At 64.2% G+C, this 13,099-nt stretch carries 11 protein-coding genes; 7 read left to right on the forward strand and 4 right to left on the reverse strand.

Annotated features, from left to right (window positions below; translation table 11 throughout):
- Positions 1-16: 16 nt before the first annotated feature.
- Entirely contained in the window at positions 17-2,698 is a 2,682-nt protein-coding gene (gene tssH / locus C7H84_RS32220) for a type VI secretion system ATPase TssH (RefSeq protein ID WP_121862596.1), read from the reverse strand.
- Between the two features lie 544 nt (positions 2,699-3,242).
- Between tssH and C7H84_RS32225 the strand changes: the two genes are divergently transcribed.
- The 6 genes from C7H84_RS32225 (at position 3,243) to C7H84_RS32250 (ending at position 9,407) form a co-directional block, all read left to right on the forward strand.
- A complete protein-coding gene (locus C7H84_RS32225) occupies positions 3,243-3,890 on the forward strand; it encodes a TagK domain-containing protein (RefSeq protein ID WP_162999433.1) in 648 nt (215 codons plus the stop codon).
- Positions 3,887-4,738 (forward strand): type VI secretion system accessory protein TagJ, encoded by an 852-nt coding sequence (locus tag C7H84_RS32230; protein WP_121862598.1) that lies wholly within the window; start codon positions 3,887-3,889, stop codon positions 4,736-4,738. Before C7H84_RS32225 ends, C7H84_RS32230 begins: the two co-directional genes overlap by 4 nt.
- A gap of 70 nt (positions 4,739-4,808) precedes the next feature.
- Complete coding sequence (gene tssE, locus C7H84_RS32235; RefSeq protein WP_121862599.1) at positions 4,809-5,291, forward strand: type VI secretion system baseplate subunit TssE; 483 nt, start codon at positions 4,809-4,811, stop codon at positions 5,289-5,291.
- Between the two features lie 35 nt (positions 5,292-5,326).
- Positions 5,327-7,216 (forward strand): type VI secretion system baseplate subunit TssF, encoded by a 1,890-nt coding sequence (tssF, locus tag C7H84_RS32240; protein ID WP_121862600.1) that lies wholly within the window; start codon positions 5,327-5,329, stop codon positions 7,214-7,216.
- Positions 7,216-8,292: a type VI secretion system baseplate subunit TssG gene (gene tssG, locus C7H84_RS32245; protein WP_121862601.1), complete on the forward strand. Its 1,077-nt coding sequence runs from the start codon at positions 7,216-7,218 to the stop codon at positions 8,290-8,292. Before tssF ends, tssG begins: the two co-directional genes overlap by 1 nt.
- On the forward strand, positions 8,289-9,407 hold the full coding sequence (locus C7H84_RS32250; protein ID WP_121862602.1) for a type VI secretion system ImpA family N-terminal domain-containing protein: 1,119 nt from the start codon (positions 8,289-8,291) through the stop codon (positions 9,405-9,407). The genes tssG and C7H84_RS32250 overlap by 4 nt, the downstream gene beginning before the upstream one ends.
- Before the next feature lie 132 nt (positions 9,408-9,539).
- Here the strand turns inward: C7H84_RS32250 and C7H84_RS32255 are convergent, their stop codons facing one another.
- Both C7H84_RS32255 and C7H84_RS32260 read right to left on the reverse strand, forming a co-directional pair.
- On the reverse strand, positions 9,540-10,433 hold the full coding sequence (locus tag C7H84_RS32255; protein ID WP_121862603.1) for an NAD(P)H-binding protein: 894 nt from the start codon (positions 10,431-10,433) through the stop codon (positions 9,540-9,542).
- 292 nt (positions 10,434-10,725) lie between these two features.
- Positions 10,726-11,631 carry an AraC family transcriptional regulator gene (locus C7H84_RS32260; protein ID WP_121862604.1) on the reverse strand — a complete coding sequence of 302 codons (906 nt, stop codon included), beginning with the start codon at positions 11,629-11,631 and terminating at the stop codon, positions 10,726-10,728.
- Positions 11,632-11,823: 192 nt separating this feature from the next.
- On the opposite strand from C7H84_RS32260, the gene C7H84_RS32265 reads away from it, so the two are divergent.
- The gene (locus tag C7H84_RS32265) at positions 11,824-12,042 is read left to right on the forward strand and encodes a hypothetical protein (protein WP_121862605.1); all 219 of its coding nucleotides are present in this window, start codon (positions 11,824-11,826) and stop codon (positions 12,040-12,042) included.
- Positions 12,043-12,093: 51 nt separating this feature from the next.
- Here C7H84_RS32265 and C7H84_RS32270 read toward each other — a convergent pair whose 3' ends face one another.
- The gene (locus C7H84_RS32270; RefSeq protein WP_121862606.1) at positions 12,094-13,047 is read right to left on the reverse strand and encodes a LysR family transcriptional regulator; all 954 of its coding nucleotides are present in this window, start codon (positions 13,045-13,047) and stop codon (positions 12,094-12,096) included.
- Positions 13,048-13,099: the final 52 nt, after the last annotated feature.

Raw genomic sequence — 13,099 nt, forward strand, 5'->3', positions numbered from 1 at the left:
GGGAAGTGGACGGCGCTTAGCCAAGCGACTCGTCCAGGCGAGAATGCGTTATATCGAAGGTCAACGCCTGCGCGGGATCGGCGGTCGAATCGGCAACACCGATTGCGATGTGTGCGAGCGCGCCTTTCGACGCGAAGGCATCAAGCCAGAGCGCCGACAGGCGCGGCAGGATGTGTTGTTCGATAAAACCGATAAGGACACGTGCACCGGTTTCCTGAACGAGACAGCGACCGACGATGTAGTGAACCACCGCATCGTCGAACGTGAGTGCGATATCGTGAGCGTCGACCATGCGCTGCACGACACGCCCCAGATGCAGGCGAATGATGCGAGCAAGCGCGTCGTCCGCCAGCGGCCGGTACGGCACCACCGTCACGCGGCCGACGAAGGCCGCCGGGAAAGTTTTCAGCAGCTCGGGGGCGAGCGCCTCCCGCAAGCCGTCGAGGTCCGGCGCGAGCGCGGGGTCGGCACACAGGCTCGCGCTCAGCTCCGCACCGACATTGCTCGTCAATAGGATCGTCGTGTTGCGGAAATCGATATGGCGGCCGTCGCCGTCTTCCATGTAGCCTTTGTCGAACACCTGGAAGAACATTTCGTGGACGTCGCCATGGGCCTTTTCGACCTCGTCGAGCAGCACGACCGAATACGGGCGGCGGCGCACCGCTTCGGTCAGCACGCCACCTTCGCCATATCCGACGTAGCCCGGCGGCGCCCCTTTCAGCCCCGACACGGTGTGCGCTTCCTGATACTCGCTCATGTTGATCGTGATCAGGTTTTGTTCGCCCCCGTACAGCGCCTCGGCCAGCGCCAGCGCCGTTTCGGTCTTGCCGACGCCCGACGGGCCCGCGAGCAGGAACACGCCAAGCGGCTTTTTCGGATCGGTCAGGCCTGCCCGTGCGGTCTGCACGCGTTCGCCGATCAAGCGCAGCGCATCGTTCTGGCCGACCACACGCGCCGCCAGAGTTGCCGACAACCGACGCACCGCGTCGACTTCGTCCGTGACCATGCGACCGGCAGGAATGCCGGTCCAGTCGCATACGATTTCCGCGACGATCGCCGCATCGACCTCCGGAAACACGAGCGGCGCATCGCCTTGCAGCGCCAGCAGCGCCTGTTCGAGTTCGCGGAGCCGATCAATCGACACCGGCGCTTGCTCCATATCGCCACTCATGGTTTCACGTGCGGCAAGTAACGCCTGCGCGGCCGCTGCCTGTTCACGCCAGCGAACCTCGACGGCGGCTTCGTCCGCCGCAAGCGCGGCGATGCGTTCGTGCACACTGTCCAGCGCCGTATCCACGCCCAGTCCGATACGGGCCTCCTGTGCGAGCAAGGCCTCTTCCGCTCGCGCGGCCGCAAGCCGTTGACGCACGTCGTCGAGTTCTCGCGGCGCGGCATGCTGAGACAGCGCCACGCGTGCGCAAGCGGTATCGAGCAAGCTGATCGCCTTGTCCGGCAACTGGCGCGACGGGATGTACCGATGAGACAACGTCACTGCACCGCGAATCGCCTCGTCGCGCACCACGACACCGTGATGCGTCGAAAACGTTTGCACGAGCCCCCGCACCATATCGATGGCAGCAGCCTCGGACGGCTCCGCGACTTGAAGGACCTGGAAGCGTCGCGTCAACGCAGGATCTTTCTCGATATGCCGCTTGTACTCGGCCCAGGTGGTCGCGCCAATCGTGCGGAGCGTGCCGCGCGCGAGCGCCGGCTTCAGGAGGTTTGCGGCGTCGCCGGTACCGGCCTGGCCGCCCGCACCGATCAGCGTGTGGATTTCGTCGATGAACAGGATCACCGGCGCAGGCGACTTCGCCGCCGCTTCGAGTAAGGCCTTCAGGCGCGCCTCGAATTCGCCCTTCATGCTGGCGCCCGCCAGCAATGCCCCGATATCGAGGCTTAGCACGCGCACATCCGCGAGCTTCGGCGGCACGTTGCCCGATGCGATCGCACGAGCAAGCCCCTCCACCACGGCCGTCTTGCCGACTCCAGCTTCACCGGTGACCAGCGGATTGTTTTGTCTACGGCGCAGCAACACGTCGATCATCGTGCGAATCTCGAGTTCGCGACCGATGACCGGGTCGATCTCGCCGGCGCGAGCACGTGCCGTCAAATCCGCGCAGTACTGGTCGAGTGTGTTGCCCTTCGGCGTGCCCTGCATCGCGCCCGATGCGTCACCGGGCGTGGCAGGCAGATATTCGCTATGGTCATACGGGCCGTCGTCCGCTTCCGGCGAGCCGGCTATCCACGCTGGCAGCACGTCGCCGAAATCATCGACCGGGATTTTGCCGAACGCCGGAGAAATCGCGAGCATGATGCGTCGCAATTCGGGCGTGGACACGAGTGCTGCGATCAGCCACGCACCGCGCACGCGGCGGTCGCCGTATTCGAGCGTTGCGAGCACCCAGGCCCGCTCGATCGCCGATTCGATATGCCACGAAAAGTCGCTGATCGAACTTGCGCCGGCCGGCAGGCCGGCCAGCGCCCGCGCGAAATCGCGCTCGAGCACATCGCGATCGATCGCGGCGTGACGCACGATCCGCTGAAGATCGCCGTCCGGCTGTTGCAATAACTGGTGCAGCCAGTGGACGAGTTCGACGAACGGATTCCCGCGCAGCTTGCAGAAATTCGTCGCCGACTCGATACCTCGGTAAAGCTGGATCCCAAGCTTGCCGAACAACGCTTGGCGAGAAATGGTCATGATGATCTTTGTTGTTGGCAGCGATGGTTTCAAGCACCATGCAGAATATTTCAGGACTGCTATACAGACCGGATTCCAGGTGCCCCCCGGAAGCACTGGTGCACGCCCTCTCTCTTCAATTCGATTCAACTGGCCATCCGAATCGGAGCCGCATTATCGGCACGAATTACAACTTCCGTCAATGCGTCAACTCAGCAATATTTCACAAGAACACCGCATAACCCTCTCTTGAAAAACCCCAGCCATCCGATCCGCAACGCCGGGCCCGGCTCCCGATTTTTGCCCAACCGATCATCCGCAACACACGCGCACAAGCCCTTGTTATTTTGAGATAAATTTGTTTTCGTACGAGTCAACGCTCGCCGATCAGTCGATAATTTTTTGATTTCAAAAGCATTAAATTGATTTGTGACTTTCTTTTACATTTCAGATTCCATCTCAAAAAAATTTCAACGAGCCTCATTCGCTCGAATATTTTCATCTCAATAAACGACAGACTGAATCTCGTGGTTAAAATGCGGACTTCTCGTCATTGGACAGCCAGATGCGTTTCCTTCGCCTGCCGTGGCGCCGCCAATCGGACGTCTCGCACACCGGGCTCCCGCGCGGCACAAGTCATGCGTGGACCGGCCTTGCTGTTGCTGGTACCTCCACCGTTCCAGCCGATGATTCGTCCGCGTCACCGTGTGCCGACGACCTGCTCGACCAACTCGGCATCCGCGGTATGGAGCACGTCGCGCGACAGTCGGATCCTTCGTCTCGCACTTCCCTTGGCACCCCCGACAGCGCCGACGTGCTGATCGGTACTTTGCACGCACAGTATTGGCGGGCGCTGGCCGATCCCCACGCCACCGTTACCGTGGAATGGGCGTCAACCGCAGGAGTGGCAGAGCCGGCCACGCGCACGGTCGTGCCCGATTCGCACGACTGCACAGATGCAAGTCGCGGTCACGATTCGATCGAAGCGCTGCTCCTTGGTGATCGCACGCTCGAGGACGTGTTCGAGCGACTGGATGAGCACTCCGCTCCAATGCTGGACGATGAGCCCGTTCCGGAGATCCTGCATCTGTTTGCCCCTTCCGATTTTCAAGCGGCAGCCGCACAGCATCCCCCCGCGCTCACACGACGCGAACACCACTCGTTGACCATAGATAGCCCGCTGTCCGCGCCCTTGCGCAAGGATGAAGATTGACCCGGCTTACCGCTTCCGCCCCGCCCACTCTCGTTCGTTTGGACGAGGCGCCCCTGAGCGAACAGATCGAACAGGTCTCCGCGCGCCTGCGCATGCAGCCGATCATCGCGTCTCATCGGTGGGCGCTGTTCCAGTTGTTGTGTGTCACGGGCGAATGGGCGCGGGCGATCCAGCAGTTGCAGACATGGGCCATGCTCGAACCGGAGCACACGGCAACCGCGCTGGTCTATCGCGACCTGATTCGCGCCGAAGGCAGGCGCACGCAGGTGGTCGAGGGGCACGAGCGTCCGGGTTTCGTATTCGAGCAGCCGGCATGGATCGACGGAGTGCTGAATGCACTGCACCTGGCCGCCTCGGGACGGATCACCGCAGCTGACGACGCGCGAGAAGCGGCCCTCGATGCCGCTCCCACCATCGCGGCGCGCACCCCGCAGGGCGCGGTGGCCTGGATTGTCGATAGCGATTCCCGTTTCGGCCCCGTCTGCGAAATTATCGTGGCCGGGCACTATCGCTGGATTCCGATCGCCGATCTGGCGTCGTGGCAGGTGTCGCCGCCGACGAAGGTCGTCGATCTGGTTTGGGCACCTTGCACGTTCACGCTTTGCGACGGCGCCATCACTCATGGCTTCATGCCCGCTCGATATCCTGGTTCGGAGGCTGGCAGCGATGCCGTTCGCATCGGACGCGAAACCACCTGGCGGGAGCACGGCCGAACCGGCGTCACGGCGCTTGGGCAAAAGACCTGGGCAACGGATCGAGGAGACTTCGGGCTGTTCGAACTGGCCGCCGCGGCGTTCGGCGCAGGTATCGGAAGCAGCACCACCGTCGTAGAGCCGATTGATGAGTGAGCGCAGGAAAATGTCTCGGGCGGCGGACTCGTTCGCCGTCCGCACGCCACGGCGAGCCAATACGCATCTGATGCCGACCTTGCTCGACCGCCTGCGTGACGATGCACCGCACCGAAGCACGGAAGCGCCAGAGGAGTACACGGTCACCAGAAAGCAAATGCGCGACATCGTGCAGCGCGATCTCGCATACCTGCTCAACACGACGAGCACCGAGGATCTGATCGATCGGAGCCGCCACCCACAAGTCGCTGCGTCGACCCTTAACTTCGGCGTGCCGCCCCTTGCGGGCACCTTCATCGCGTCACGTCACTGGAACGACGTCGAGCAGACGATTCGGCGGGCCATCATCGATTTCGAGCCGCGGCTGATTCCGGATTCTCTCGTGGTGGCTCCGCGCCCCGGCAGCAGCGACGGCGGCGAGCCTCACAACGTCCTCGCGTTCGAAGTCAGCGGCCTGATTCACATGGATCCGTACCCACTTGAATTCATGGTGCAGAGTTCGCTGGATCTCGAGACCAGCGAGATTCGCATCACCGGCATGCGCACGACTTAAGCGCGGTACGCCCCAACGATAACGAGACCAATCCGATGGACCCGCGACTGCTCGACTACTACAACCAGGAACTCATCTACATGCGCGAGCTCGCGGCTGAATTCGCGCATGCACACCCGAAAGTCGCCCGCCGACTAGGCATGCAGGCGGGCGAAGTGGCAGACCCCTACGTCGAGCGTCTGATCGAATCGTTCAGCTTCATGGCCGCTCGCATGCAGCTCAAGCTCGATGCGGAATTCCCGCGCTTTACCGAACGGTTGCTCGAAGTCATTTACCCGAACTACGTCGCTCCCACGCCATCGATTGCCGTCGCACGCCTGCACCCCGGTGGAACGGAAGGCAACCTCGCCAACGGATATCGAATCGCGCGAGGCACCGCGTTTACTGCCCGCATTCCCGACGGCGAGAGAACGGGGTGCCGATTCACGAGCGGACAAGACGTGACGCTGTGGCCGCTGACGATCACCGAGGCCCGCTTGACGGGCGTTCCGCCGGACATCGCCGGCCTCGAACGCTACGTGCCGCCCGATACGCAGGTGCGCGGCGCATTGCGACTACGCCTCGCGACGACCGGTGACGTCCGGATTTCCGACCTGAAGGCGCTCGATCGACTTCCCGTCTACCTTGCTGGTGACGAGCAGGTTGCATCGCACCTGTTCGAATTGCTGCATGCCGGCGCCGTCGCGTCCGTGATTGGCGCCCCAGGCGAGTTCGGCATGCCGGGGCGTCCGCTCGCCGCCGTGACGCGTCACGCACTCGAGCATGAAGGGCTGCGCACCGACCAGAACCTGCTGCCCCTCACATGGACGAAGTTCCATGGGCATAACCTGTTGCACGAGTATTTCGCGTGCCCCGCCCGATTCTGGTTCTTTGCGCTGAACGGGCTTACCGAAGGTTTTTCGACGGTACACGGCCGCGAAGTCGAGGTGGTCGTGCTGCTCGACCGCTCACCGGCTCAACTGGCAAACCTCGTCGACGCCTCACGCTTCGCACTGTTCTGTACTCCCATCATCAATCTCTTCAGCAAGCATACCGACCGGATCGAGATCACGCCGCGGGAAACCGAGTTTCATCTGGTACCGACGCGGCTCGCACCGCTCGACTACGAGGTCTTTTCGGTGAAGGCGGTGCACGGCCGCGTGGCGGCAACGTCCGACGAACTCACGTTCCGCCCGCTCTATCAAACGCTGAACAACGACGAAGGCAATCACGGCCGGTACTTTTCGGCGAGACGCGAACGGCGTCTCGTGTCCGATTCCGCTCGTCGTTACGGTACGCGCACGCCTTACCTCGGCACGGAAGTATTTCTGTCCCTCGTCGATCAGAACGAGGCGCCTTATCACGAAAACATCCGCTACCTGTCAGTCGACGCGCTACTGACAAACCGCGATCTCGCCACGCTCGTGCCGCGCAACGGAATCGACGACCTGGACACGGCCGAATCCGCGCCGGTTGAAAGCGTCGGCCTAATCCGCGCGCCCAGCCCGCCGCTGCCGCCGTATGCCGAGCGGGAATTGGCATGGCGCCTGATCCGCCAGCTCAATTTCAACTATCTGCCCCTCGACGATTTCGATCATCGTGAAGGGGGCCAAGGGCTGCGCGATCTGCTTCGCCTTTATGTCGCGGGCGGTGAATCCAGACAAGGCAGGCAAGTCGAAAGCCTCGTCGGCGTGAAGACGCGCCCGGTGACACGCAAGCTGCCCGGGAGTGGTCCAATGACATTCGGGCGCGGTATCGAGTGCACTCTGACCGTCGACGAGACCGATTTCTCGGGCGTGAGCCCCTATCTGTTCGGCGTGATCCTTGAACATTGGCTCGCGCGGCACGTGTCCATCAACAGCTTTACGCAAACCGAACTGCATTCAATGCAGCGAGGCCGCATCGCCCGCTGGCCGGTGCGCACAGGCACACGCGGAGTGCTGTGATGAAGCGCGCCACGCTGCCCGCGCTGTTGCGCGACAGCACGCTGTCGCCCGAGCAGCTCGAACGCCTGCAGGCCGAGCCATGGCGGTTCGGGTTTCTGTCGCTCTTGCGCCGCGTCGGTGCGAACCCCGCCATCGATCCGATCGGCACGGCACGCCGGCCAGGCTCGGAACCCCTCCGGCTCGGCCAGCAACCGAGCCTCGCTTTTGCCCCTCGAGAAGTCGCAAGCGCGGAACACGCCGCGGGACGGTTGAAGGTGCGGCTTTTCGGTCTCGGGATGCTCGGTCCCAATGGTCCGCTACCGATCCACTTCACCGAGATCGCGAAGGATCGCGAAGACAGCCGGCGCGACACGACAACCGTCGATTTTTTCGACATCTTCCATCATCGCTACTTCACGCTGTTCTATCGCGCGTGGGCGTCAGCTCAATCAACCGCCGGACTCGATCGAGCGCACGACGAGCGCTTTTCGTTCTACATCGCGAGCCTCGCGGGACTGGACGTCGGCGAAATTGCCCGGCGCCCGCTGCCCTCACACGCGCGCCTCGCCGCCGCAGCACATCTCGTACGCGAATCGCGCAATCCGGACGGTCTGCGCGCGACGCTCGAACGCTACTTCGGCGTGCCGGTGTCGCTGGAAGAGAACGTGTTCCACTGGATCGAAATCGACCCGGCCGATCGCGGCCGCATGGGTCGCGCGGGCGCTGCCGCGACGATGGGACAAGGCGCCATGCTCGGACGCGTCGCGCCGGATCGTCAGCACCGTTTTCGAATCGTCATCGGTCCGCTGGATCTCGACGCCTATCTGCGCTTCACGCCTCAGGGCGAGGATCTGCCACAGCTGGTCGAATGGGTGCGCACGTTCGTCGGCTACGAGATGGAATGGGAACTCGAGTTGCGTATCAAGCCCGAGAGTGCACCGCCGGCGGTAATGGGCGGCCAGCAACGCATGGGCTGGTCCGGATGGCTTGGCCGCCCGGATCAGCGCAAACCCATTACCGGCATGCGGTTCGAACCCGAACGTTACGCGCGTCATTTCGATCGCCGCCCGACAAACCCCGGAACTGATCGACCATGAGCAAGAGGCAAAGGGCCATACTTGAGAAGCCGAGCCGTCCCTCCGCGACCGATACCTCGCGCTTCGACTGGCTGACGCCGGTAAGCGACGACGCACCGTGCGGCCTGGATCTCGAGTATGACCACGATTTCGTGATGCTTTTCGCCAACGCAACGTCCAGGCCGGACGTGCAATACGGCGCGTTTGTCGGATCGCCTGAACCGCTCAACTGGAACGAGCTCGAGCGCAACTGCCGCAGGTTGATGCTGCGGACGAAGGACATACGTGTCGCGGTGCTCTACGCCCGCTGTCGCACGCGCCTTGGCGGTCCGTCGGGCTTGGCGGAAGGAACCGGGGTGATCGCGGCATGGCTGCAGGCATTTCCTGACAGCGTTCATCCGCAGGCAGGCATGGACGACGATCGCGGCGCCGCATTGGAAATGCGTATGAACGCCCTGCAAGCGCTGGCGGATCCCGACGGGTTGCTGGCCGACGTCCGCGAGATCGTGCTGATGAAGTCGACCGCCACGCGCCTGCAGATGCGGGATGTCGAGCGCGCTTTCGCCCATCCGCGATCCCCGGACGCACTCGCCCCGGATTCGGTGACCCAACAGTTGCGCGATCTGCGCACCCAACAGCCAGAAATGATGAGCGCGTTCGACGAAACGATCTCGAATCTTGCCGTGATCGACATGTGGGGGACGACGCATCTCGACACGTGTCTGCCCGATCTTTCGCCACTGACTCGCTTGCTGCAACTGCTGAATGTCGCGGGTACACACGTCGCAGCATCAGCGAACGCCGCCCCCGTTCTCGTTGATGATCTTGACAGCCTGAATGCAGACGGTGTCCAGCCCGGTGGAGAACCCGCCTCGATTCCTCCGGATCACAAACTTGGTCCGGACGCCAATGCACCCACCGCCGCCCGTACCGAACCCGTGCAGATGAACCGCCAGGCGGCGCTGACGCTGATCAGTACAGCGCGCCAGTGGTTCGAAACGAATGAACCAAGCAGTCCGATCCCGGTATTACTGAAGCGGGCCGAGCTGTTGGCTGGCAAACGCTACGTCGAGATCGTCAACGCGATTCCGGTTGAGCTCCTCGCACAATGGGACCGGACGGATAGATTGGAATAGGGGCGCTCGAAAAGATTGACCGATTCTGGCACGAACACTCCCGTACATCGCGCCACGGTCCACCCGGTCGGCGCGATTGCGATCCTGAACTAGTCGCGTTTCTCGTCCAGCGCGACGTGCCACCCGCCTGCATCACGCCGGCGCCGCATGCGCACGCACCAACGCAGCGAGCGCCTCCTCCGCTGTCGTAGTCCCGAACACCCGCTCCGACACACCAGCCTCCACATCGATCTGCCCCGCGTTGTGCACGTCGTACAGATCGACGATCAATTGCGCATGACGTTCGCTGAGCCCTGCGCGCAGCAGCGTCGCAGTCCACGCGTCGCGCGGCAGTTCACGCGCGACGATCTCGCGATCAGCCACCGTGCCGAGCATATCGGCGATGTCCCGCACGCTCACGCGCCGCGGCCCTTCGATGCTGACGATACGCGGCCCGTTCCCGAACTCGGTCGGCTCCAGCAGCAACCGCGCCGCCGCGACACCCACATCGGGCGCCCACACCGTCGGAAACACCTTGTCGACCGGATGGTGAAAACTTGGCAGCACGCCGGTTGCGCGCGCAACCGGCAAGACACGCGCCCAGTTCTGCAGGTGTTCAGCGGAACGCAGCAACGTGAGTTGCGTCGGCACCGCCCTCAGCTTTTCTTCCAGATGATGAAAGAGCCGCGTGATACCCGTGTTGCCGTCGCGCTCCGCGCCGTAGTCCGACAGCGCGAGCAGCGCCGGTGGCGGATTGGCGGCGAGCGCGCCGGTCACGATATCGATCGTCCGCTCCATGGTCGCGGCCGGGTCGCTGTCGGCGACGGGCACCGGACACAGCATCTGCACGGCGTGTGCACCATCGAGCGCCGCGGCGACCGCGCGCGCGTCGGTCAGGTCGGCGAGCGCCACATCACAGCCGAGTTGCGCGAAGCGTTCACGCTGGCGTGCGTCGCGCAGCACCGCGCGCACGGGATGCCCTGCGTGGCGCAGGGTCGTCACGGTCGACAAGCCGACATTGCCTGATGCTCCGAAAATCACGAACACGATCCGCTCCCGGGGATGAAGGTGAGGTGATTGTCGGCGCTCGACGCCAACGCGACGCGCACGGATGGATGATCAGGACAGAAACGGATGATGGATTAGGCGATTGCCCGGCTTCGCCGCCGCGTGGGCCGCCCTGGCCATTGTCCAAGTGGCGGCTGGACGATTACGTTGGAGCCTGGCCAGCTTCCGCTGACCGACCGGCAACGCTCGCACCCGCATTGCTCGCACCCGGCGGGCTGTGGCCTCTCCGACCATCAGCCCGCGCGGAGCACTCTTTCGGCACGGCGATCGATCAACGCTCGTCGCCGTCATAAGCGAGCCGGAGCCCGCCGCGCGCACCCGACCGCGCGATCTCCGTCGGCGTCGCGCCGAGCACGCGGTTCATCCAGTTCGCCATGTGGCTCTGATGCGCAAACCCGGCTTCGAGCGCGATCTGGCTGATGCTGAGCCGCCCCTCGAGCAACAACGCCTTCGCTCGCTCGACGCGGCGTCGCACCACGTATTGATGCACCGGCATCCCGAGCGTCTCGCGAAACAGCACCTTGAAATGCGGCACGCTGATCGACACGAGTGCCGCGAGTTCGGCGAGCGTCATCCGCCGCTCGAGGTTCGCCTCGACATAGTCGATCACGCGCGCCGCCGCTTTCGGTGCAAGCGTCCGCCCGCGCTCGCGGAACGCCGGCTGGCTGCCGACGAGCCGCGCGACGAGCGCCGTACACAAGCTCTCTGCATAGAGCGGATCGGATGCGTCTTCCGCTTCGAGTTCGGCGGCCAGCGCCCACGCGATGTGCTGCAGGCGCGGATCGCGCACCTGCAGCCGCCGGCGAATCTGCGCCTGCGACGGCTTCAGTTCGAGCTGATCGCACGTGCGCCGCACGAACGCGTCGCTGAGCGCGATGTGGAGGATCCGGCAATCGGCGCTGTCGGTCCACTGGCCCGGCAGGCCGGCGGGAACCACATCGACGTCGCCGTGCGCCTGGATGCGCGACACGCGTTCGCCATCGCACACGCAATCGGCACGCACGGGCGAGCCGATATGCACGCCGATGCGGTGATGCTCGGCGGCCGGAATCCGGTAGGTGCCCGCGCGAATCTCCAGCAGCGACGCACCGAAGCCGTGCCAGCCAAGCCCGCGGCTGGAGCGCAAGCTGACTGGCACGCCGTTGTCGGTCGGCGCGGCGAGAATCGGATCGCTCATGGTTCCCCTCCACCAGATCGGGTGTCGAACGCGCATTGTGACGCTTTTTCGGGGCGCCTGCCGGGCCTGAACGCGCGCTCCCGCGACACGCTGAAAAAGATCATCCGTTTCTGCTCAAGCCGATCCGTGCGTGCGCGCCAGCGGCCTCCGACACGCCTACGATCGCTTCATCCGACACCTACGGAGCCCGTCATGCCCGATTGCTGCCCGCCTCGCGGGGCGTTCGCCGCGCCGCCGCCGCCCAGTGCCACCCACGCCACACGTGCCACCTCGCGCCCGCTCACCCGTTCCCGTTCGGGCCGCGTCCGGGCGGCGCTCGCCGCACGATGCCTGCGCATGATCGGCTGGTACCGGCTCGAACGGCTGCTCGCGTCGATTCCGGACAGCAACGACGACTTCGGCGTCGTTTGACCGCCGATCCGCCCGCATCCGTCCGCATCCCCCTCGTACGCCTGCTTGCGCCTACTTGCGCCGCCGCTCGTGCGGCGCGGCCGTCGCGCCGTCGATCACCGGCGCGCCCTGCTTGATCAGGAAGTCGCGAAACAGCCCGGTCACCTGCGAGATGCGCCGGTCGGCAAGCGTGATCACGTACCACTCGCGCACGATCGGATTGCCCGGAAACGGCAATTGCCCGAGCAGCCCCGTGCGAAGCTCGAGTGCACACGCGTGCAACGACAGGAATGCGACGCCGAGCCCCGCTTCGGCCATCTGCTTGATCGCCTCGTTGCTCGACAGCTCGGAACCCACATGGAAGCGGTGGCCCGCGGTCTTGAACAGGCTCTCGACGGTGGAGCGCGTACCGGCCCCGCGTTCGCGCACGAGCAGGTGCGCGGATTCGAGATCCCTCAGCGCGATACGCTTGCGCTGCATCAGCGGATGACCGGGCGCCGCGACGAACACCATCGGATGCTTCGCGAACTCGACCGCATGCGTGCGCAACTCCTTCGGCGCGCTGCCCATCACCGCGAGATCGATTTCATGCGTGGCGAGCATGCGGATGATGTCGTCGCGATTGCCGACCTTGAAATACGTCTTCACGTGCGGCCGCGTCGCGGTGAATTTCACCAGCAGCGGCGGGATCAGGTACTCGGCCGTCGTGATCGCACCGATCCGCAGCGTGCCGCCGAGATCGCCGGTCAGCGCGGCCACCTCGTCGCCGGCCTCGCTCCACAGATGCAGGATCTCGCGCGCATAGCGCGCCACGATTTCACCGGCCGCGGTCAGTTGCACGCCGCGCCCGACTCGCTGCAGCAGCGCGGCGCCCACCGCCTCCTCGAGCAGGCGCACCTGCAGCGACACGGCCGGCTGGGTCAGGTTCAGCTCCTCGGCGGCGCGCGACACGCTGCCGAGCCGCGCGATCATGTCCAGCGCCTTCAACTGCCGGAACGTCGCGGTCTTTCCTATAAGTGAATACATATGAGTCGCTTATAAACATTAAATTGTTCGCGTAGGTTCAAAACTATATCGT

The sequence above is a fragment of the Burkholderia sp. Nafp2/4-1b genome (assembly GCF_003635165.1).
GTDB lineage: Bacteria > Pseudomonadota > Gammaproteobacteria > Burkholderiales > Burkholderiaceae > Burkholderia.

Bases quoted from the DNA above. Each gene is read 5' to 3' on its own strand.
- tssH (WP_121862596.1), bottom strand. From the start codon at position 2,698: ATGACCATTTCTCGCCAAGCGTTGTTCGGCAAGCTTGGGATCCAGCTT.
- C7H84_RS32225 (WP_162999433.1), top strand. From the start codon at position 3,243: ATGCGTTTCCTTCGCCTGCCGTGGCGCCGCCAATCGGACGTCTCGCAC.
- tssE (WP_121862599.1), top strand. From the start codon at position 4,809: ATGCCGACCTTGCTCGACCGCCTGCGTGACGATGCACCGCACCGAAGC.
- tssF (WP_121862600.1), top strand. From the start codon at position 5,327: ATGGACCCGCGACTGCTCGACTACTACAACCAGGAACTCATCTACATG.
- tssG (WP_121862601.1), top strand. From the start codon at position 7,216: ATGAAGCGCGCCACGCTGCCCGCGCTGTTGCGCGACAGCACGCTGTCG.
- C7H84_RS32250 (WP_121862602.1), top strand. From the start codon at position 8,289: ATGAGCAAGAGGCAAAGGGCCATACTTGAGAAGCCGAGCCGTCCCTCC.
- C7H84_RS32260 (WP_121862604.1), bottom strand. From the start codon at position 11,631: ATGAGCGATCCGATTCTCGCCGCGCCGACCGACAACGGCGTGCCAGTC.
- C7H84_RS32265 (WP_121862605.1), top strand. From the start codon at position 11,824: ATGCCCGATTGCTGCCCGCCTCGCGGGGCGTTCGCCGCGCCGCCGCCG.
- C7H84_RS32270 (WP_121862606.1), bottom strand. From the start codon at position 13,047: ATGTATTCACTTATAGGAAAGACCGCGACGTTCCGGCAGTTGAAGGCG.